This window comes from Emticicia sp. (assembly GCF_043780375.1).
Lineage (GTDB): Bacteria > Bacteroidota > Bacteroidia > Cytophagales > Spirosomataceae > Emticicia.
Genome location: NZ_JAYWCU010000268.1, coordinates 1 through 22,524 on the forward strand (window position 1 = coordinate 1; position 22,524 = coordinate 22,524).

The following is a 22,524-nucleotide window of genomic DNA, read 5'->3' on the forward strand; positions in this document are numbered from 1 at the left end:
AAACTCCAAGTTATTAAAGCTGATAATACTCTACTAAATCAGTGTGCGTAACTAAAGTAATTTAATATGAAAAACGAAACAACAAGAAGGGTTTTTGTAAAATCCTTAATGATTGCTCCAGCCATTGGTACATTTGGAATGGAAAGTATTAATAAGCAAGTAATAAATTTTGAAGATAAGTCGAAAAAAAGTAAGCTAAAAACAAGCTTAAATGCCTATTCGTTTAGCGGTCCTTTGACAGACAAATCAATGAATTTAGATGATTTACTAGATTATTGTGCTGAACAAAACTTTGACGGCGTTGATTTGACAGGCTACTTTTTTCCTAATTATCCGCAAGTGCCTACCGACGAATACATTTACCATATTAAACGTAAAGCACATTTATTAGGCTTGGAAATTACGGGAACGGGTATTAGAAATGATTACACAAATCCCGACCCAGAAAAACGCAAGGCGGATGTGCAAATGATAAAAAACTGGATTGAAGTAGCTTCAAAATTAGGAGCACCAATTATTCGTGTTTTTGCAGGTGTACTCAGACCGAAAGAATATACTTGGGACCAAATTGCCGATTGGATGGTAAAAGATATTCGTGAATGTGTAGAATATGGAAAAAAACATGGCGTAATTGTAGCCATTCAAAACCATAATGATTTTATACAAACTGCCGACGATGTCGTTAAAATAATCAAAATGGTAAATATGGAATGGTTCGGTTTGATATTAGATACTGGTAGTTACCAACACGGCGACCCTTATGAGCAAATTGCTCGAACTGTTCAATATGCAGTAAATTGGCAAGTAAAAGAAAATATTTATGTGGATGGCATTGAAGTAAAAACAGATTTGAAAAGACTGTTTAAAATTATAAAAGAGTCGGGTTATAGAGGACATATTCCAATTGAGACCCTTGGAAAAGGAGACCCCAAAGAAAAAGTCTCCAAATTCATGAAAGAAGTTCAACAGGCATTGAAAGAAGCGTAATCTTTCAGCCAATTCTTGATTTATAAATTAAAATACTTTCGCAGGAAGTCTAATATAACAAAATTTCTCCAAATTCTATTTCTTGATTTGATTGGTTTAAAGAAAAAGAAAGTTAGCATAAACAACATGTTGTTGCAAAATGCTAAAAAATGGATAAATGTACAATCAATGCTTTGAGAAATAGAGCAAAAGCAACGCCAATAACCGCACCAAACGTAACACTTGATTTTACAATGTTAAGTTTAATCTAACAAATACATTTTATCAAAAGGAAAATTGAATACTAATGCTAAAAATTGTTAAACAAGCACATAAAAACCTTAAAAAAGTAGCGATTGTTTCTGAGAATCGTTCTTTTACTTACCAAGAATTAATAGTACAATCAGAGAATTTTGCAGGGTTGTTACTGAATAAGCAAACTGACTTGAACGAAACCAGTGTTGCTTTTATGGTATTGCCTGGATTTGATTATGTACGTGTACAATGGGGCATTTGGCAAGCTGGAGGTATAACAGTGCCTTTGTGTTTAAGTTATCCAATACCATCGTTACGTTATACAATTGAAAATTCGGAAGCAAAAGTTCTTGTCGTTTCTCCCGAATTTGTCGAATTATTACAACCCTTGGCAACAGAAAAATCTTTGCGTTTGATTGTTTTGGGGAAAGATGATTTGCTTGAAAATAAAGAAGAAATTTTGCTTCCAGTTTTTGACGAAAGTCGCCGAGCCATGATACTTTATACCAGTGGCACAACCAATTTGCCAAAAGGAGTTGTAACTTCACATCGTGGTTTAAATGCTCAGATTTCGTCTCTAATAAAAGCTTGGAAATGGTCTAAAAATGACCATACGATTTGTATTTTGCCATTGCATCACGTGCATGGTATTATCAACATAGTGGGTTGTGGCTTATGGGCGGGGGCTTGCTGTGAATTTTTACCCAATTTTTCTGCCGAAGCCGTTTTCAATACATTCAAAGAGGGCAAAATAAATGTTTTTATGGCTGTGCCAACCATTTATTTCAAACTAATCAGTCATTGGGAAAGTCTGCCACCTGATGAGCAAACCGAATTGACCGAAACTATGTCACGATTCCGTTTAATGGTATCTGGTTCGGCTGCTTTACCAGTTTCGGTGATGGAGAAATGGAAAATTATTAGCAAACTTACCCTTTTAGAGCGTTACGGAATGACAGAAATTGGCATGGTTTTGAGTAATCCTTATGCTGGAATTCGTTATTCTGGCCACGTAGGATATCCATTGCCAGGTGTACAAGTACGTTTGGCCGATGAGCAAGACCATGAGATTTCATACACTGAAATCGGGGAAATTCAAGTGAAAGGAACTACTGTTTTTAATGAATATTGGCAAAAACCAGAAGCTACTGCAGAGTCATTTACTAAAGATGGTTGGTTCAAAACTGGCGATGTAGCCACAGTTGATGAAGCTGGGGGTTATCGTATTTTGGGTAGAAATTCGGTGGATATTATAAAATCTGGTGGTTATAAAATTTCTGCTTTGGAAATAGAAGAGGTATTACGTACGCACAATTCCGTTTTAGACTGTTGCGTTGTTGGGATTGATGATAATGAATGGGGAGAGTTGGTAGTTGCAGCAATCGTTCCTAAAAACGAACAAATTGATTTAACCGAATTGAATAACTGGATTCGAACTCAAATGCCAGCTTACAAAACCCCTCGAAAATATAAATTAATTAATGAGTTACCCCGAAATGCTATGGGGAAAGTAACCAAAAATGATGTAAAAAAGCAACTTTTTGGAAATATCAGCTAATCACTATAATATATTTTAAATCACTATAATAAGTATAAATCATGATTATAAAAGGAGTTGCATTATTGGCAGGTTGCTACTTATTGGGGCAACTAATTGGCGAAATATTTGGTAGATTGATGCACATTGAATCCAATGTCGGGGGTGTTGGTTTTGCAATGATATTGCTTATCTTATGTCAAAACGAACTTGAAAAACGTAATCGTTTTAGTAAAGAAATAGCAGATGGACTGATTTTTTGGAGCAAAATGTACATTCCTATTATTGTAGCAATGTCTGCGGTTCAAAATGTACGAGTGGCATTGTCAAGTGGCATGGTAGCTTTATTGGCAGGAACTATCTCTGTCGTATTAAGTTTGGTCGCAGTACCTTATATTTCTAAACTTATTAAAAAAACCGTATAAAGATGGATTATATATCAACTATTTTAGTTAAAAATGGCTTAATAGTCGCCTTTCTTGCAGTTGGCATTATTATTTACTTTTCACATTGGTTTTCAAATTCAATATTAAAAAACAAAATACCAGGTACAGCCATGGCCATTTTCATTGGTCTTATCCTTTCATATATCGGCGGAAAAATTACAGGAGGAAATAAAGGCATCGCCGATATTAAACAATTCACTGGCTTTGAATTGATGGGTGGACACATGTTTCGTGATTTTGCGATAGTTTCAACAGCTATCGGAGTAAATTTTGCTATTATCAAAAAAACAGGGTTAGCGGGTTTCGTGGCAGTTACTATCGGAGTATTTATCCCTTTTTTTACTGGGGCAGCTATTGCTGTTTTTATGGGCTATCACGATGCAATTAGCATTACAACCATTGGAGCAGGAGCGTGCAGTTTTATTGTAGGGCCCGTCACTGGAACAGCCATTGGAGCAAGCTCCGATGTACTGGCAATTAGTATTGCTTCGGGTGTTGTGAAATCTATTGTTGTTACCATTTGTACACCACTCGTAGCCAAATATATTGGCTTAAATAATCCACAAACTGCAATGATTTATGGCGGATTGATGGGTACAACCAGTGGAACAGCCGCTGGTTTAGCTGCAACTGACCCTAAACTCGTTCCTTATGGAGCTATGACTGCTACTTTTCATACGGGTTGGGGCTGTTTGTTGTGTCCTTCAGTGCTGTATATTTTTATAAAATTTATTTTCCCATAAGGCTCAGATAACTTTCCTTTGTTAGAAAAAATGAAAGTATTAGACTTCCTGCGAAAGTATTTTAAGTCGAAAAACACCATCTTTTCGGCTACAAATTGAGCAAATTTTTCAACCCTAGCGGTGCTATGGAATTCCATTCGGGCTTCAAAATTTCCTCAATTTTCGCTTGAAAATCTACTATTTTTCAATCATAAAACACTTTCGCAAGAAGTCTATTAAATTTAAACAAATATGAATTGATAAATTACTTTGATAAAAAATAAGTGCTAATCATTTTTACTTACTAAAGATAATTGTACTCCTTTTTAGTCTTTATTATTGTAATATAATGCAATTCGGTGAAATAGTACCTATTCAAACTTTTATTCCAGATTGGGAAGAATAGAGTTACTGATATTAAAAATTTGGATAATTACCACTTTAATAAAAAATAATAATATGAACAGAGTAATCATTGTAGTTGCATTTTGCCTTACCATAAATTTATTATTTGCACAAAAGCCTCAACGATTCAAAGATGAGGTGTTTACGATGATAGATTCCTTAAAAAACATCCAATATGGTGAATCAATAAATATTAAAAATGAATCAGAGAAACTACTTTTAGATGTTTATTCGCCTAAACTCGATACACTTAAAAAACGTCCTTTGGTTATATTTGTTCACGGAGGTGGTTTTGTCAATGGTGACAAAGGGACAGGCTATCCAATCTTATTTTGTACAGGTTTGGCAAAAAAAGGTTATGTGAGTGGTTCAATAAATTATCGTTTAGGAATAGAAAACCCTAAAAATGATACTTCTTACTTTGAAGCAATGTATAGAGGCGTACAAGATGCCAAAGCAGCTATTCGATTCTTTAGAAAAAATGCAGAAAGATATGGTATTGATACTTCAAAAATATATATTATGGGAGGTTCGGCTGGCTCAAAAGTAGCCATGCACTTGGTTTATTTAGACCAAAACGAAGTTCCGTCTTACATAAATACTGTAAAATTGGGAAATTTAGAAGGAATAAGTGGTAATAAAGGTTATTCTTCAAAAGTAAATGGGGTAGTAAATTGTTGGGGAGCAATGATTGATTATCGTTGGATAAATTCGGGCGACGTTCCACTTTTCAATGTCCACGGCACTGGCGACAAAACCGTACCTTTCGATTCTTCATTCGACTACCATGGTTTCAAATATGGCAGTTCGATTTTATTTGATCGAGCTTTGACTTTAGGAATTGCTACAGGTATAAAATTATTTAAAAATTCAGGTCATACTTTAGACAACGACAAAGCCAAGCAGAATCAAGCTTTAGACGAAATCGGCCTTTGGTTGTTTACTCAATTAAATAATACCAATAATTCGGTAGGAGTTTTAAGGTTCGAAAAGGAGATTCAACAATTTGAAAAATCAGATAAAACCGAGTCTTATTCGTCAAATTCCATTTTGTTTACTGGTAGTTCGTTTATTAGACTGTGGAAAACCATTAAGCAAGATTTAGCTCCACACGAAATCATTCACCGAGGTTTTGGTGGCTCAAATATTGGCGAAATGGCTTATTACATCGACCGTATTATGGGTAATCACCAATTTAAAGCCATTGTTTTTTATTCGGGAAGCAACGACATAACGGCAAGCAACCAAGATAAAACACCTACTCAGGTTTTAGAAACCTTCAAGTTTGTTGTTCAAAAAGTTCGTCAAAAATTTCCAACAATACCTATTTATTATATTGCCATTTCGCCTAATGAGCGTCGCTGGGCGGTACAAGATAAAGTTGTAGAAGCGAATGATTTATTTAAAAATTATTGCCAGAATACGCCAAATTTGCATTTTATCGAAACCATGCAGCAGCTTTTGGGTAAAGATGGCAAATACCAACCAGAATTGCACATAAGTGATAAACTGCATTTTAATGAAAAAGGGTATAAAATATGGACAGCAATAATCAAAGGTATTTTAGACAAAGATTTTGCTGTGAATACTTCTTTGCCATTCCTACTAAATGAAGAAGTGTTGGCAAAAAACCTAAAATCTATTATCGAAAATACTGACCCTACTAAAAAACAAGCTTTAAAAAACTTTCTTGGCAGTGCCGATAAAATTGTAAAAGAAGGAAAATTATATTCAGTGATGCACAAAAAGCAAATCCCCACCAGTGGCGATAAGCATGATTATATGAGTATAGGGCCTTATTGGTGGCCCGACCCATCTAAACCCAATGGGCTGCCTTATATCAGACGAGATGGCGAACGAAATCCAGAATATTATGAAATCACAGATTCCGAAGAAATGGATAAAGTTGAAGATGAGGCTGAAACCTTAGCCTTGGCTTACTATTATTCGAAAGACGAACGCTATGCAGAACACGCTTCTCGTATTATAAAAACATGGTTTTTGGATAAAGAAACCCGTCAAAATCCGAATTTGAATTTTGGGCAAGGTATTCCGGGAATTAACACCGGTAGGGGCATTGGACTCATCGAAACCAGAGGTTTGAACCGTGTAATTGATGCGGCTATTTTGTTGCAAAACTCTAAAAACTGGACAAAAGATAACCACGAAGCACTTAAAAATTGGTTTTCTGAATTCTTATCTTGGATGATTAATAGCCCTATTGGTAGAGATGAAGCTGATGAACATAATAATCACGGGACACATTATGATACTCAAATAATTTCTTATGCTCTATTTTTGGGAAAATTAGAATTAGCAAAAAGTCAATTAGATACTACAAAAAAACGAATGGTAAGTCAGTTAAAATCCGACGGCAGCCAACCTTTCGAATTGGCAAGAACAACTTCATGGGGTTATGTAAACATGAATCTTTCGGGATTTTTTAACAATGCACGCTTGGCAGAACACCTTAAAATTGACCTTTGGAAGTATGAAACGAAAGACGGTAAAAACCTTAAAAAATGTGTCGATTGGATGTTACCCTACCTAAAAAAAGAAAAAGTATGGGACTATAAGCAAATCAAGAAAATGGAATATAGAGAAACCGTCAATATCTTAAAAATGGCAGCGAAAGTCTATACAAACCCTGTTTATGATAAATTAGCAAAAGAAGTGGATGAGAAAATTTTCAACTCGGATTTTGGACAATTGACTTTTTAGATATTACAATTTTGTATAGAATAATGCTGTCTTTCGATATTTGTTCAAGAGTGCGGGGTTTTGAATATTTTCCAGCCCGTTGGGAAATAAGAGCCTATTAATTTTTTGTAAAATGATGGCATTTTACTTATTTTTATATTTCACAAATATTAAACGACCGTTCAACATTTGTGAAAATTTATAATTTCTCCTATTTTTATAAAAAAAATCTAATAAATGAATTACGTTACCTATTATCGTGTCAGTACAAAAAAACAGGGAGTGAGTGGTTTGGGTTTAGATGCTCAAAAACAAACTGCAAATAGTTTTTTAAAAGAGGGAGATTTAATAATTAAAGAATTTTTAGAGATAGAAAGTGGAAAAAATAATCAACGTGAGCAATTGGACCAAGCAATAAAATTTGCCAGAAATAATAAACTTACATTGTTAGTTGCCAAGCTTGACCGACTCAGTAGAAATGTTTCTTTCATATTTACGCTCCGTGATAGTGGTGTTGATTTTGTTTGTGCAGATATTCCAGATGCAAATACTTTGACTATTGGGATTTTTGCAACTATCGCTCAACATGAACGGGAAATTATAAGTCGCCGAACGAAAGACGCACTTAAAGCAAAAAAACAGAAGGGGTTTCAACTTGGTTCACCTAAAAATTTGACCGATTTTTCGAGAGAACAGGCCATCAAGTCAATTAAAGAAAATGCCTTGAATGACGACCAATGGAAAACAGCTTTATTACATATACGTTTACAAATATTTGAATTGAAGAGTAGGGGAGATAAGGTTACATATTTGGGTTTAAGCCGACATTTGAACGAAAATTGCATAGAAACTCGTAATTTTTGCCGTTTTCATGCCGAACAAATCAAAAGAATAATGTTAAGGAATGGAATAGTTAAATAGTTGATAATCAGAATATTAGATATAGTTTTTACTCATTTTTCTTTTCTGAGAATTGAATATTAAAATTTAATTGGAAAATAGTCCTAAATATTTGGTTGTTGAGCCTTGAAAACAGTTAATTGATGCTAAAAATTCTTGTTAATTTTGGCTAAATCGTAAAAAAATGTAATTTCGTAAGGCACAATCTAAAAAGTATTTATTCTCAACTCAATCGTAGGAAGTCAAATAATTCTACAAATTTTTAATTGAGGCTACTTTTGTTTCTGGTTTTCTACAAAGTTTTTTTGAAATAATTAATAAAATATAGTTTCAATGTGGGGTAAAATAATAAATATTTGTCTTAGAATTGTACAATAATATTTCTGAATAATGCTAACAGAAAAGCAAGGAGAAGAAAAAATAGATAAAGATGTATTGAGCATCACAAAGATTGCAGAAGAAACTAAGGTTATTTCTGATGAATATTTTATTGTAAGAAATTTTGCAGAATCACCTAAAAAAGGTTTTGAACTGCTTTTTCGCAAGTATTATACCAATCTGTGTAACCACGCTATTCGTTTTGTTTACTCAAAAGAATTAGCTGAGGATATTGTTGCCGAGGTTTTTACGAATTTTTGGCAAAACAAAGTTTATCAAAATATCACTGTTTCGTATCGCTCTTACCTTTATACCGCTGTTAGATACAGAGCCTATAATACGATAAAAACAGAAATAAATCGTACGACAAATTTAGAAAACAACGACTTTGATTTTCAATACACTAATAACTCTTTGGTACTGCAACCTGACGAAATTCTTCATTTTCACGAACTCACAAAAAGATTGGATGTCGCAATTCAACATCTTCCTCAACAATCAAGAAAAGCATTTCAGTTGAATAGATTGGAAGGGAAAAAATATGCCGAAGTAGCCGTTGAAATGCAAATCACGGTAAGTGCCGTAGAACGATTGATAAGTAGAGCATTGGCAAAAATTCGAGACGAACTCAAAGCCGAATGGATAATCAATGTTATACTTTTTTTCATTTTAAACTAATCCCACCAAGTTTTATACTTACAATATATAAAGATTCAACATGAACTCATCACTTACAAAAAAAATATTATTCGATTACTTTGATGGTAAACACACTTCTATTCAATATAAAATGATTGAAGAATGGCTAAAAACCAATGAAAATCAAGAACTATTTTATCAGTATTTGGATGAATGGGAATCACAAAATCCTCAATATTTTCTTGATACCGAACATGGTTTTGATAAAATCAAATTAAATATTAATAATAGCATAAATAAAGGGCAAAATCGGGAGTTTTCGGAAGAAAGAAAAAATAGGGGGTTTAGTATTAAATGGATTGGAGTAGCCGCAGCAATTTTGGTTTTTGTTTGGATTGGTTGGACAGAAATATCAAAACCAGCTAAAATGTCTTATGAAAATTTGGTACAAAATACCAAAGACGAAACAGGTGAGATTTACGAAAAAGAAAATACTACAAGCTTCCCAATGCTGCTAACTTTACCAGACGAAAGTTCGGTGATTTTGCAACCACAAAGTAGAATTAGCTATTCGCCCAAACAATATAATAAAACTAAACGAGAAGTGATTTTATCGGGTGAAGCATTTTTTGAAGTACATAAAAATCCAGAAATTCCTTTTTTTGTTTATGCTAATGAATTGATTACTAAGGTATTAGGTACGAGTTTTACTATCAAAACAAATCCTTCTGAAACCGAAGTAATTGTGAAAACAGGGCGAGTTGAAGTTATTATGCAAAATGACATCAACAAAGACGAAAAAATAAATGGAAAGACCTTAGAAGGCTTTATATTGTGTGCAAACGAGCAAGTAAAAATTAACCAAAATGGCGAAAAAATAGAAAACCCGATTGTTGTTAAACAAGACGAACTACTTCAACCAATTCAAAAGCTTTCTTTCGATTTCGACGAAGCACCTGCAACCGAAATCATTGAGGTAATTAAAAATGCTTATCATACTGAGATAAGCTACAACAAAGAAAAGTTGGCAAATTGTAAACTTACAGCACATTTATCGGATGAGCCACTTATTGAAAAAATCAAACTAATATGTATTGCTTTAGACGCAACTTATGAAGAAATCGACAATAACTTCGTAATAAAATCTAATGGATGTAAATAAGCTTTTTAAAACGTAACCACTAAAATAAATTAATAAAAGTATCCTGTATTCCCTATTTTAAAAATATAACTATGAAAAAAAATTTACTGATTTGTAAGACAACGAGTAGTCTCTTGCGAGTTACATTTTCACAGTTAATTCTTTTGTTATTTTTTGTTGGAGTCTCCTTTGCTCATGATGGATATTCACAAGAAATATTGAACAAAAGAATTAGCTTAAAAGCCGAAGTTCAGCCAATAAAAAAGGTTTTGAACGAAATCGAAAAATCGGCTGATATTAGGTTTATTTATAGCTCTAACCTCATAAAGTCTGAGAAAATGGTAAGCATTAATATGGATAATTCGACTTTGGGCGACGTTCTCAAAAACTTATTATCACCTCTTCAATTAGATTTTAAGGTGATGGGCAGGCAAATTGTACTAAAAAGAATCGAAACCAAAATTGGTTTGATTGAAAATGAAAATTTATCAACACCCAATGTTATTTTAGATAAACCAATTAAAGGAAACGTAAAAGACGATAAAGGAGAAGTTATTGTTGGGGCAAGTATAACAGCTAAAGGTACAAATAAAGGTACTACATCTGATGTTAATGGAAATTTTAGTCTGAGCGTCCCAAACGAAAGCGATTTACTTATTATCAGTTTTGTTGGTTATGAGTCTCAAGAAGTTTCGGTTGGCAATAGAACAAATTTTGAAATTTTATTACAACCTGATTTGAAGCAATTAGACGAAGTTGTAGTAGTTGGTTATGGTGAGCAGAAAAAAAGAGATTTAACAGGGGCTTTATCTTCGATTCAATCAAAAGACATTGTTAGAGCAAACCCAACCTTGGCAGCAAGAGCCATACAAGGACAAGTAGCAGGAGCAACGGTAACAAAATCTGATAACAGACCAGGTAGCGGCTATAATATTACGATTAGAGGCGAAAATACTATTAATAACTCAACTGCTCCTTTGGTAGTAATTGATGGATTAATGGGTGGAGATATCAATAACCTCAACCCAAATGATATTCAGTCTATGGATGTCTTGAAAGATGCTTCATCAACAGCGATTTATGGTGCAAGAGGGGCGAATGGTGTCATTATAATCACAACCAAAAAAGGTATTTCAGGAAAACCACGTGTAAGTTATGATACTTATGTGGGTATGAAAACGCCTGCTCATCTTCCTAAAATGATGTCGAGTGAGCAGTTTTATAAATCTACTTATACTGATAGAATATTAGAAGGTTCAACGGGAGCTACTTTTACAGCAGCCGAATTAGCCAATATTAACGGTGGTAAAACTACAGACTGGGTTGATTTAGTTACACACACAGGCTTACAAATGAGCCAAAATATCAGTGTTTCGGGTGGAACTGAAAAAACAACATATCGTTTTTCGGGTGGTTATTTGCATGAAGATGGAAACGTAATCAGTACAAATTATAAACGTTTTAATTTAAATGCAGGTCTTGATAGCAAATTGGGCGAGCATTTCAAAGTTGGTTTTACTTCTTATGTAACCTATTCTAACCAAAACTTAGGTTCACAAGAATCTTTGAGAGGTGCTTATCGTGCAAGGCCAACGGGTGTTGCTTATTATGCTGATTTGGCAAACCCAAGCGAAAATCAAGATATAAATATTAATGGTTTGGCATTTTGGATGGGAATTAATGACAAACAAGTGCCAAATCCTTTGAGTGATGTTGATCCCGCCCAGTCGAAACTACAAACTACAACGGCCAATATTATGGGCAATACTTATGTTGAATATACGCCAATTAAGGGTTTAAGCATTCGTTCTTCGCTTTCGGCTACTTACGGTAATTCAAGAATTGGTGATTTCAGAGGTTCTTGGACAAAATCACAAATTGGAGCAAAACCAAGAGCTCAATATGATAGCCGAATTATAGGAAGTTATACGCTTGATAATATCATCAACTATAATTTAGATTTGGGAAAACATAGAATTACTTTAACTGGCCTTCAAAGTGCATTTTATCAAAGAAATGAGTCTTATACGGTAGCATCAAAAGATCTTCCTTTCGACTCTGATTGGTATGCTTTAAATACTGGAACAATTACAGGTTTTTCGAGTTCATTGGTTGAGCGTTCAATTGCTTCGTATATGGGTCGTATAAATTATTCATTCAACGATAAATATTTATTAACTCTTACTGGTCGTTCAGACGGTGCATCACAATTAGCAGCAGGCAACAAATGGGCATTTTTCCCATCAGTAGCTTTGGCTTGGAGATTGATTGACGAAAAGTTTATACAAAACGTCAAAGCACTTTCTAATTTAAAATTAAGAGTAAGTTATGGTGAAGTAGGTAACTCAACTGTTAATCCATATAGCACACAAGCTGGTTTATTAAACACTGGTTATGATTTTGATGGTAGTGCCGCTTATGGGTTTTCACCCTCAAACTTAGCAAACAAAGATTTGAGATGGGAACGTAGTAAAGAATTAAACGTTGGATTAGATTTTGGCTTTTTGAGAAATAGAATCGCTGGAACTGTGGAAGTATATGACAGAAAAACAGTTGATTTGATTCTCAATCAAAAAATACCAACGGCTTCGGGCTTCTCTCAAGTAATTTCAAATGTTGGTAAAATTCAGAATAAAGGAATTGAAATCATGTTAAATACCGTCAATGTTGCAAGAACTAATTTCACTTGGAATACTTCGCTTACATTCACGAAAAACAATAATAAATTACTCGAATTATACGGAAACGGACAAATGGCCGACAAAGGAAACAAACTTTTTGTGGGTTATCCAATCAGAGCCAACTTCGATTATGAATTCGATGGAATATGGCAAACCGTTGATAAAGATTTAGCTGCCAAATACAAGCAAGTACCAGGTTCGGTAAGAGTTGTTGACCAAAATAACGATGGGGTTATTTCTTCGACCGAAGGAATTGATGACAGAAAAGTTTTGGGTACACAATTGCCAAACTTCTTGGTGGGTGTAACCAATCGATTCAAATACAAAAACATTGATTTATCGTTCTTTGCTTATTATCGTAACGGAACCCAATATTCGAACAATACTTTGTCTGGAACTTTTGGCGACGTTTCGGGAACGAGATATAATAAACTGGCTGAATTAGACTATTGGAGAAGCGATAATCCTTCAAACACTTATTTTGGTATAGTAGCAGCAAATCCGTATCGTAATGCAATCAACTATCAAGATGCGAGTTTCTTAAGGATTTCTGACATAACGTTGGGTTATACGCTTCCAAAAGGAAAAATGGATAAGTGGAAATTGTCGAATGCAAGAATTTATACCCAAGTTTTAAATCCATTTATATTTACAAAATACGTAGGATTTGACCCAGAATTCAATTCAGCTATTTACCAAGATGACGTGCCTTCAATGACCCTAAGTGTTGGTCTTAATGTAAGTTTTTAATATTTTAAATTTGACATAAAATGAAATCAATATTATTCAATCGATATAATTTTTGGCTGGTTACAAGCTTATTTCTTGTATTATCGGGCTGTAAAGATAAGTTTTTGGACGAAATTCCTAAATCAACTTTAACTACTGATGTTTATTATAAAACCGAAGCAGGTTTTGAAGATTTAGTTCGTTCTTGTTATCCTCTATTGAGAAATATTCATCAAAATAGAGTTTTGGTTCTTAATGGAACAGATCTTTTTTCATCACAAGGCGGTTGGAATCCTTCGGCTGTTAATGGAAAAGAAAATCAACCAAGCCTTTATGATGTGTATGACGCTCGATTTAATGCAGCTTTGCCCGAAATACAAAGTTTATGGCAATTATTATATGCCGAAATAGCCCGAACAAATACCGTAGTTTCTCGTGCCGATGGCATTACAACAATGGCGACGGCATTGAAAGATACTAGAATTTCTGAAGCAAAATTTCTGAGAGCTTTATGCTTATTCTATGCAGTGCAACAATGGGGTGATATTCCGATGCCATTGGTTGAAGTTACTACGCCAAGCAAAGATTTTCCCCGTATTGCTGCTGCCGATGTTTACAAACAAATAATTGCAGACCTGCTTGATTGTGAAGCAAAATTGCCAGCTACGGCATCAAACTATGGTCGTATTACCAAAGGTGCTGCTCAGTTTTTGTTATCTCGTGTTTACTTAACCAGAGGTTGGAATTATAATAGTTCGCTCGGTGGAACAAATGCCGATTTTGATTCAGCATTACAATATGCCGACAAAGTGATAGAGGTTTATCCATTAGCTGCAAACTACAAAGATTTGTTCCCGACTCGTACAAACAACCCTTTGACGCAATATGCTGGTGCTCAAAATGACAAAAATGCAGAAATAATTTTTGCCGTTCAGTATAATTCAGATATATTGACCAATAAAACCGATGCCGCTTTTAACCCCGACCCAGCAGGTGGAAACGACTTGCACTCAAAGTTTGGTCCGAGTGGTGAAGGCTTTATAGGTAGTAAAGGTAGAACGACTGATTATAACCGTTGCCTCGGAGTTCATCAAATAAATACAGCCACTTATCGTTTCTTTGACCCAGAAAATGATACTCGTTATGCTCATAATTTTGTAAGTGTTGGCTACGCCCTTTCGGCAGTAAAAGACTTCAAACCTCTGCCATTGAGCAATGCTAATTTGAAAGTAAATTATGCTGCTGGCGATACCGTTTTGTTTTGCAGACCTTGGAATAAGCCTGCAAATACATTGGCAGAAAGAGGAATAGATTTAGGAGGCAAGAAAAATTATGCCGTTGTAAATACTGAAGAGTTTGGCGGAGGATATCCAATAGATAACTCTGGTTTGAATGTTCAAGCACCATTGATGTGGAAGTTTTGGCAGCCCGGTATTCCTTACGGAGATGCTTATGGAACATTTAATGAGTGCGTTTTCAGGTCGGCAGAAGCATATTTGATAGCGGCAGAAGCAATTGTTAAAGGTGCAAAAGGTGGAAAATTAGGAACGGCCGATGTTTATTATAACAAAATTCTCGACCGTGCCTTAGGTACAAAAAAAGGTACAGACCCACAATGTGCCGCAGCACCTCAAGACCAAAAATCATTAGCTACTGCCTCGTATAGAGCAACCGTTTCTAATATCACAGTTGATTTGATTTTGGATGAAAGAGCCAGAGAATTTATGGGAGAATATAGCAGATGGTTTGATTTAAAAAGAACTGGAAAATTGGTCGAGCGAGTAAAAAAATACAATCCTTGGGTGAAAGGACAAGCGATTGCAGATAAGCATTATTTGCGACCAATTCCTCAAGGTGAAATTGATTTGTCGTTTCCAGCGATGAAGCAAAATGCAGGATACTAATTAGAATAGAATTGTTTCATAAATAAAGGGTCAAAAAGAGAGGAAGAATTGTTTTTCTTCTCTTTTTTTTCATCTCATCAGCCTTTAAAACCTAAAATTCAACCTAAAACTATGAAAAAATATTCTTTATTAGGGCTATTTGCCCTGTTTTTTAGCTTTAATGCCGTCGCCCAAACCCAATGGAAAGAGCTTTTCAATGGTACAGACCTAAAAGGTTGGACGAAAAAAAACGGCGAAGCCGAATACAAAATAATCAACAAAACTATTGTTGGCGTTTCGCAGCTCAATACGCCCAATACTTTTCTCTGTACCGATGAAACATACAGCGATTTTGTGTTGGAGTTAGAGGTAAAAGTTGATATTGGCTTAAATTCTGGTATTCAAATTAGAAGTTTGAGTGACCTTGCCATAAACAATGGACGAGTACATGGCTACCAAATAGAAATTGACCCTGGCGATCGGGCTTGGAGCGGTGGAATTTATGACGAAGCTCGTAATGGTTGGCTATATCCATTATCTGTAAATTATCAAGGTCAAACTGCATTTAAAAACGGTCAGTGGAACAAATACCATATCGAAGCCATTGGTTCAAATCTGAAAACTTGGATAAATGGCATTCCTTGTGCCAATGTACTCGACACACAAACAGCAAAAGGTTTTATTGCTTTGCAAGTTCACCAAATCAAACGAGAAGAGCAAAATGGACTTACGGTACAATGGAAAAACATTAGAATTGCGACTGAAAACTTGAAAGATGTAATTTTTAAAGGGAGCGAAGAAGCACCAGAAATAAGTTATTTGATTAATCAATTATCTGAAAACGAAATAAGAAAAGGCTGGCGTTTGCTTTGGGATGGCAAAACAACCGCAGGTTGGCGATTGGCAAACTACGATAAGTTTCCAACAGTTGGCTGGGCAATTCAAGACGGAGTATTAAAAGTGCTTGGCACAAAGAAAGATACTTTGGTAAAAAGCGGTGATATAATTACTGACAAAGAATTTTCAAATTTTGAACTCGAAATGGATTTCAAACTCACTAAAGGAGCCAATAGCGGGTTAAAATATTTTGTGGTTGAAGACCGTAAAAAAAGAGCAGGTACGGGCTTAGGTCCAGAATTTCAGATTTTAGACGATAAATTGCATCCCGATGCCAAAGCTGGTGTCAATGGCAACAGAACCACCGGCTCACTTTATGACCTTATTACCTCCGAAAACCTTTCAGAAGACAATCAAGACAAACGCATTAATATAGTAGGAAAATGGAATAAACTGCGACTTGCTGTACACGATGGGCATGTGGAACATTGGCTCAATAACCTTAAAATGGTGGAATACGACCGTCATTCACAAATATTTCGTAATTTGATTTTGAAAAGTAAATACAGTACTTATCCGAATTTTGCACAAGCAGTTTCAGGTCATTTATTGTTGCAAGACCACGGCGATGAAGTGCATTTCAGAAGTATAAAAATCAGAGAATTTTAATAGCCATTCAGCCATTATCAAATAACATGAATAGAAGAAATTTTGTAACAATGGGAGCAACCTCTCTTTGTGCAATTCCACTACTTGGATTTAGAATTTTTGAAAACAATAATGTCGAAAAACCTGCTTGGTTACTCGATTGGATAAAGATTCATGACCAACAGCTACCTAACTTTAAGTCTCTCAAAGTTACCGTCCAAAATCATAAGTATGTTGGCGGCTACATGGACGATGTTGAAATTCCAAATCCACATTCAACTGGGGCATTTATTGGTAAGGCTTGTATGCTGATGTCTTGTCCTGAATCTGCTTTTTATCAATCGAAAGATGTCTTAAAAGATGTAGAAGGTGCGGCAAAGGCTATGCTAAAATTTCAGCATAATGATGGTACGATTGATTTATTACAAACTAATTTTCATTCGACTCCCGACACAGCCTTTGTTTTAGAAAATATAATTCCCGCCTATTCATTTTTAAAGAAATCAACTGCCAAAGGCTCAGAAAATGCACTTGAACTTTTGAAAACTTTCATAAAAAATGCTGGCGAAGCTCTCATAATTGGCGGTATTCATACGCCAAATCACCGTTGGGTGGTTTCTGCGGCTTTGACAAAAATCAATGAACTTTTTCCTGACAAACGTTATACAAACCGTATTGAACAATGGCTTGCCGAACACATCGACATTGACCCTGATGGACAATATACCGAAAAAAGCACGAATGGTTATTCTCCTATTGTCGATAGAGCTTTAATTGATATGGCAAAAGGACTCAATAAACCAGAAATCTATGATGCAGTACGGAAAAATTTGATGATGACACTTTACTATCTTCACCCAAATGGTGAGATAGTTACAGAAGCATCGAACAGACAAGACCGAGGCTCAATTGGTAAAATGACTGGGTATTATTATTGCTATCGCTACATGGCTTTGATGGACAATAATGGCGAAATGGCTGCCGCTTGCCGATTAATAGAAAAAACAAGTACCAATCAACAATTGGCGGGAAATCTCGATTATTTTTTAGAAAACCCAAGCCTTTGGAAAGAATTACCTTCCGATAAACTTTTACCAATAAGTTATGCTAAAGCCTTTCCATACTCAGGTGTGGTTAGAATTAGGAGAGAAAATTGGGATTGTACCCTACTTTCAAACAATGCCAGTTGGCTTACTTTTCATAAAGGCAATGCCGTGCTGCAAGCCATGAGAATTTCGGGTTCATTCTTCGGAAAAGCTCAATTTCAATCTGAAAAAATAGAGCAACAAAATGATAGTTGGATTCTAACACAATCGTTGGAAGGTCCTTATTACCAACCTCTTGACAAAGATAAAATTTCACCAGACGGTGATTTAGACAAAATGCCAAGAACGATGCGTAAACAAAGTGAAATACAAAAATTGCAAACTACTGTAAAAGTAAAAGAAGTTAAAAATGGCATTGAGGTAGAAATTGAAATGACGGGTACAGATAATGTCCCAGTATCTTTCGAGTTGATTTTTAGGGCAGGTGGTACATTTTCTGGAGTAAATAAATACACCAAAAAAGACAATGCCTATTTGTTTTCGGGTGAAAATGGTACTTATACCGTTGGAAATGATTCGATAAGTTTTAGCCCAGGCAAAATGGAGCATAAAGGTGTTCAGTTAAGAGGAGCTTTGCCCGCCATGGAAGCCCCCACAGTCTATTTGACTGGCTTTACGCCATTTAAGCATACAATTAAATTATCATAAAGTAACGATTTATGTGACTATTCAAAGAGCAGTTTGAAGGATTTTAAGAAAAGAAAAGAAAGGCAAAAATTCAATCCAAACAATATAATGATTACAAAAATAACCCTTTTCATTTGTTTAAGTTTTCCTTCTTTTGCTCAAACCCAATTTCAGCCTGAAGAATGGGTGAATACAAATATAGGAACAGACTCAAAACGTAATTTTTCCAATGGCAATACCTATCCTGCCATTGCCACTCCTTGGGGAATGAACTTTTGGACACCACAAACTGGCAAAAATGGCGATGGTTGGCAATATCAGTACAGTGCTGATAAAATAAATGGTTTCAAACAAACGCACCAGCCTTCGCCTTGGATTGGCGATTATGGTCAGTTTTCTATCATGCCCATTACGGGAAAATTGAATTTCAAAGAAGACAAAAGAAGTAGCTGGTTTTCGCATAAAACAGAAGTTACAAAGCCCTATTATTATAGCGTGTATCTATCAGACCATGCTGTTTTAACCGAAATTACTCCAACAGAGAGGGCAGCGGTTTTTCGCTTTACTTTTCCAAAATCAGATAGTTCCTACATTTTGGTTGATGCTTTTGACCGAGGTTCATACATTAAAATTTTACCCGAGAAAAATAAAATTGTGGGCTATACCACAAGAAATCGTGGCGGTGTTCCTGCCAATTTTAAAAATTACTTTGTAATTGAATGTGATAAAACTTTTAACCTCACTTGGACTGTAAACGATAGCCTTTTGGCAAAATCAATAAACGAAGTAACAAGCAGTCATGCCCAAGCTATAATAGGTTTTTCTACCAAAAAAGGCGAACAGGTAAATTTGAGAATTACTTCATCATTTATTTCAATAGAACAAGCCGATTTGAATTTAAAAAGAGAAATTGGCAAACAAACTTTCGACCAAATTAAAATAAAAGCCAAAGCTGCTTGGCACAATGAACTCATCAAAGTAAAAGCAGAAGGTGGAACGGAAGAACAATTGAAAACATTCTATTCATGTCTTTACAGGATGCTTTTGTTCCCCCGTAAATTTTATGAATTTGATGCCCAAAACCAAATCGTTCATTATAGTCCTTATAATGGCAAGGTAGAAAAAGGTTATATGTTTACCGATACTGGTTTTTGGGACACTTTTCGGTCACTATTCCCATTTTTAACTATTATGTACCCCGAAATGGACGGACATATTATTGACGGATTGGCTAATACGTATAAAGAAAGCGGTTGGTTGCCCGAATGGGCAAGTCCAGGGCATAAAAAAAGCATGATAGGCAGTAATTCTGCTTCGGTAATTTGCGATGCTTATTTGAAAGGTGTAAGAGGATTTGACATCAACTTATTGTACGAAGCTCTTATGAAAAATACGGAAGGTGAAGGGCCAATCAATACAGTAGGTAGAAATGGTGCGAAACTCTATAATGAATTGGGATATGTGCCAATTGAAGGTTTTGGCGGAAGCACTGCTAAAACTTTAGAATATGCCCATGCTGATTTTAATTTGAATCAACTGGCAATCGCTCTCAACAAACCCAAAGCAGAAGTAGAAAAATTTGGAAAACGCTCGCAAAACTACCGCAATATGTTTGACCCAAGCTTTAATTTGATGCGTGGCAAAAAACAAGATGGTACTTTCCCGACCACTTTCGATCCGTTTAGATGGGGATATGAGTTTGTAGAAGGCAATAGTTGGCATTATAGCTGGTCTGTTTTGCATGATTTCAAAGGACTTTCAAATCTAATGGGCGGTAATAAAAAAATGGAAATAATGCTGGATAGTGTATATAATCTTCCACCAACAATAGAGGAAAGTTATTATAAAGGTGTAATCCATGAAATGACCGAAATGCAAGTAATGAACATGGGGCAATATGCTCATGGTAATCAACCTATTCAGCACATGGCTTATATTTATGATTTTTGTGGAGCACCATGGAAGTCGCAAATGCACGTAAGAGATGCGATGGATAAATTGTATAAACCAACTCCAGACGGCTACTGTGGTGACGAAGACAATGGACAAACCAGTGCGTGGTATGTATTCAGTGCCATGGGTTTTTATTCGGTTTGCCCTGGCACACAGCAATATGTTATTGGTTCGCCACTATTCAAAAAGGTTACTTTAAGCCTTGAAAATGGTAAGAAATTTGTTATTGAAGCACCTCAAAATCAGCCAAAAAGTGTCTATATTCAATCTGCGTCTTTGAATGGAACGAGTTATGACAAAAATTTTCTTAGCCATTTTGATATTATGAAAGGAGGGAAATTGATTTTAAATATGTCCGAAAAACCAAATTTCAAGCGTGGGATTGCCAAAAGCTCTCTGCCTTATTCTTTTTCCAAATAAATTATTTAGAATAAAAATATGAAAAAAAAACTTCTCCTTTTTACGCTCATTTGTTTGAGTATTGCTTCAAACAGTTTTGCTCAAAAACCCAATATTGTTTATATCCTTGCCGACGATTTAGGCATAGGCGATGTGTCAGTCTATAACCCGAATGGTAAAATTATTACCCCAAATATTGACCAATTGGCAAAAAATGGCGTTCGATTTACAGATGCACATACAACCTCATCTGTTTGTACTCCTACAAGATATGGAATTATGACTGGTCGATATAATTGGCGAACTACTCTCAAAAGTGGTGTTTTACACGGGTACGACACACCTTTATTAGACCCAAAAAGAGAAACTGTTGCCTCGTTTTTGCAAAAACAAGGGTATAATACTGGTATTGTTGGGAAATGGCATTTGGGATGGAATTGGGGAAATATAGAAGCAGGTGAAAAGAAAGTTGATTTTACAAAGCAAATACAAAATGGTCCAAATAAAAGAGGCTTTGATTATTCATTTTGTATTCCTGCCTCGTTGGATATGCCACCCTATGCCTATGTTGAAAATGGTTTTTGTACAACCGTACCGAGGGATACATGTTTAGGGCGAACGGGTATTGAACTTTTCAGAGCGGGTATTTCTGCCCCAGATTTCAAGCCAGAAGAGGTTTTGGGGAAATTTACTGAGAAAGCTATTGCATATATAAATGAGAATGCAAAAAAAGACAAACCATTTTTTCTCTATTTCCCATTGGCTGCTCCGCACACGCCGATTTTGCCGATTGGAAAATTTGTTGGTAAAAGTAATGTTTCGCCCTACGGCGATTTTGTGCTGATGGTCGATGATGTGGTAAAACAAGTAGTTGAAACCCTCAAAAAAAATGGGGTTTTTGAAAATACAATCATCATTTTTGCATCTGATAATGGTTTTGCCAATCCAGCAGATTTGAAGGCACAACTTAGTAAAGGACATAACCCCTCGATGATGTACCGTGGAGTAAAAACCGATATTTTTGAAGGCGGGCATCGAGTGCCATTTATTGTTTCTTGGGGTGGAAATCTCAAAAAAACTAAAGTAAGTAATCAATTGGTAAGTACAACTGATTTTTTTAGAACAATTGCCGAATTAAATAATGTTAAATTGGATGATAAAACGGCGGAGGATAGTTTTAGTTTTTTAAGCGAAATTACGGGTAAAAAGACAAGTTTTGCCAAACGTGAAGCCGTTGTACATCATTCATCAAATGGTTTTTTTGCAATTAGAAAAGACAATTGGAAACTTATTATGTGTCCGCACTCAGGAGGAAATAGTAAACCCAAAGAAAACACTGACGAAGCAAAATCATTACCTCAAATTCAATTATATGATTTATCGAACGATATTGGCGAAACCCAAAATGTATATGAAAAGCACCCAGAACTTGTAAAAAAACTCACCGATATATTGACAAATTATCTCAAAAACGGTCGAAGCACCATTGGCATCAATCAAACCAACGAAGGGCCAAGTCATTGGAAGCAATTGACATGGTTGAAAGAATAAATTTTTAAGATAATTAAATTT

At 35.3% G+C, this 22,524-nt stretch carries 14 protein-coding genes; all 14 read left to right on the forward strand.

Going from position 1 to position 22,524, the window contains the following annotated elements:
• Positions 1 to 66 precede the first annotated feature (66 nt).
• The 14 genes from ACH2CJ_RS19680 to ACH2CJ_RS19745 all read left to right on the forward strand — a co-directional run bounded on the left by ACH2CJ_RS19680 (position 67) and on the right by ACH2CJ_RS19745 (position 22,503).
• On the forward strand, positions 67 to 987 hold the full coding sequence (locus ACH2CJ_RS19680; RefSeq protein ID WP_394995668.1) for a sugar phosphate isomerase/epimerase family protein: 921 nt from the start codon (positions 67 to 69) through the stop codon (positions 985 to 987).
• A 286-nt stretch (positions 988 to 1,273) separates the two neighbouring features.
• Entirely contained in the window at positions 1,274 to 2,779 is a 1,506-nt protein-coding gene (locus tag ACH2CJ_RS19685; RefSeq protein WP_394995671.1) for an acyl-CoA synthetase, read from the forward strand.
• Between the two features lie 41 nt (positions 2,780 to 2,820).
• A complete protein-coding gene (gene madL / locus ACH2CJ_RS19690) occupies positions 2,821 to 3,183 on the forward strand; it encodes a malonate transporter subunit MadL (RefSeq protein WP_394995674.1) in 363 nt (120 codons plus the stop codon).
• Between the two features lie 2 nt (positions 3,184 to 3,185).
• On the forward strand, positions 3,186 to 3,947 hold the full coding sequence (madM, locus tag ACH2CJ_RS19695; protein ID WP_394995677.1) for a malonate transporter subunit MadM: 762 nt from the start codon (positions 3,186 to 3,188) through the stop codon (positions 3,945 to 3,947).
• Between the two features lie 438 nt (positions 3,948 to 4,385).
• Positions 4,386 to 7,052 carry an alginate lyase family protein gene (locus tag ACH2CJ_RS19700; RefSeq protein WP_394995680.1) on the forward strand — a complete coding sequence of 889 codons (2,667 nt, stop codon included), beginning with the start codon at positions 4,386 to 4,388 and terminating at the stop codon, positions 7,050 to 7,052.
• A gap of 216 nt (positions 7,053 to 7,268) precedes the next feature.
• Positions 7,269 to 7,952, forward strand: a complete 684-nt coding sequence (locus ACH2CJ_RS19705) for a recombinase family protein (RefSeq protein ID WP_394995683.1) — start codon at positions 7,269 to 7,271, stop codon at positions 7,950 to 7,952.
• Between the two features lie 369 nt (positions 7,953 to 8,321).
• Positions 8,322 to 8,987 (forward strand): RNA polymerase sigma-70 factor, encoded by a 666-nt coding sequence (locus ACH2CJ_RS19710; RefSeq protein ID WP_394995686.1) that lies wholly within the window; start codon positions 8,322 to 8,324, stop codon positions 8,985 to 8,987.
• Positions 8,988 to 9,027: 40 nt separating this feature from the next.
• Complete coding sequence (locus tag ACH2CJ_RS19715) at positions 9,028 to 10,110, forward strand: FecR family protein (RefSeq protein WP_394995688.1); 1,083 nt, start codon at positions 9,028 to 9,030, stop codon at positions 10,108 to 10,110.
• Between the two features lie 71 nt (positions 10,111 to 10,181).
• Complete coding sequence (locus tag ACH2CJ_RS19720; RefSeq protein ID WP_394995691.1) at positions 10,182 to 13,520, forward strand: TonB-dependent receptor; 3,339 nt, start codon at positions 10,182 to 10,184, stop codon at positions 13,518 to 13,520.
• 20 nt (positions 13,521 to 13,540) lie between these two features.
• The gene (locus tag ACH2CJ_RS19725) at positions 13,541 to 15,403 is read left to right on the forward strand and encodes a RagB/SusD family nutrient uptake outer membrane protein (protein ID WP_394995693.1); all 1,863 of its coding nucleotides are present in this window, start codon (positions 13,541 to 13,543) and stop codon (positions 15,401 to 15,403) included.
• Between the two features lie 111 nt (positions 15,404 to 15,514).
• A complete protein-coding gene (locus ACH2CJ_RS19730; RefSeq protein WP_394995696.1) occupies positions 15,515 to 16,888 on the forward strand; it encodes a DUF1080 domain-containing protein in 1,374 nt (457 codons plus the stop codon).
• A gap of 26 nt (positions 16,889 to 16,914) precedes the next feature.
• A complete protein-coding gene (locus tag ACH2CJ_RS19735) occupies positions 16,915 to 18,621 on the forward strand; it encodes a hypothetical protein (RefSeq protein WP_394995698.1) in 1,707 nt (568 codons plus the stop codon).
• A gap of 33 nt (positions 18,622 to 18,654) precedes the next feature.
• Entirely contained in the window at positions 18,655 to 20,973 is a 2,319-nt protein-coding gene (locus ACH2CJ_RS19740; protein ID WP_394995700.1) for a GH92 family glycosyl hydrolase, read from the forward strand.
• Positions 20,974 to 20,991: 18 nt separating this feature from the next.
• Positions 20,992 to 22,503 carry an arylsulfatase gene (locus ACH2CJ_RS19745; RefSeq protein ID WP_394995702.1) on the forward strand — a complete coding sequence of 504 codons (1,512 nt, stop codon included), beginning with the start codon at positions 20,992 to 20,994 and terminating at the stop codon, positions 22,501 to 22,503.
• Positions 22,504 to 22,524 lie beyond the last annotated feature (21 nt).

What these genes read in the sequence shown, in the direction of transcription:
- ACH2CJ_RS19680 (WP_394995668.1), top strand. Translation starts at nt 67, where the DNA reads ATGAAAAACGAAACAACAAGAAGGGTTTTTGTAAAATCCTTAATGATT.
- ACH2CJ_RS19685 (WP_394995671.1), top strand. Translation starts at nt 1,274, where the DNA reads ATGCTAAAAATTGTTAAACAAGCACATAAAAACCTTAAAAAAGTAGCG.
- madL (WP_394995674.1), top strand. Translation starts at nt 2,821, where the DNA reads ATGATTATAAAAGGAGTTGCATTATTGGCAGGTTGCTACTTATTGGGG.
- madM (WP_394995677.1), top strand. Translation starts at nt 3,186, where the DNA reads ATGGATTATATATCAACTATTTTAGTTAAAAATGGCTTAATAGTCGCC.
- ACH2CJ_RS19700 (WP_394995680.1), top strand. Translation starts at nt 4,386, where the DNA reads ATGAACAGAGTAATCATTGTAGTTGCATTTTGCCTTACCATAAATTTA.
- ACH2CJ_RS19705 (WP_394995683.1), top strand. Translation starts at nt 7,269, where the DNA reads ATGAATTACGTTACCTATTATCGTGTCAGTACAAAAAAACAGGGAGTG.
- ACH2CJ_RS19710 (WP_394995686.1), top strand. Translation starts at nt 8,322, where the DNA reads ATGCTAACAGAAAAGCAAGGAGAAGAAAAAATAGATAAAGATGTATTG.
- ACH2CJ_RS19715 (WP_394995688.1), top strand. Translation starts at nt 9,028, where the DNA reads ATGAACTCATCACTTACAAAAAAAATATTATTCGATTACTTTGATGGT.
- ACH2CJ_RS19720 (WP_394995691.1), top strand. Translation starts at nt 10,182, where the DNA reads ATGAAAAAAAATTTACTGATTTGTAAGACAACGAGTAGTCTCTTGCGA.
- ACH2CJ_RS19725 (WP_394995693.1), top strand. Translation starts at nt 13,541, where the DNA reads ATGAAATCAATATTATTCAATCGATATAATTTTTGGCTGGTTACAAGC.
- ACH2CJ_RS19730 (WP_394995696.1), top strand. Translation starts at nt 15,515, where the DNA reads ATGAAAAAATATTCTTTATTAGGGCTATTTGCCCTGTTTTTTAGCTTT.
- ACH2CJ_RS19735 (WP_394995698.1), top strand. Translation starts at nt 16,915, where the DNA reads ATGAATAGAAGAAATTTTGTAACAATGGGAGCAACCTCTCTTTGTGCA.
- ACH2CJ_RS19745 (WP_394995702.1), top strand. Translation starts at nt 20,992, where the DNA reads ATGAAAAAAAAACTTCTCCTTTTTACGCTCATTTGTTTGAGTATTGCT.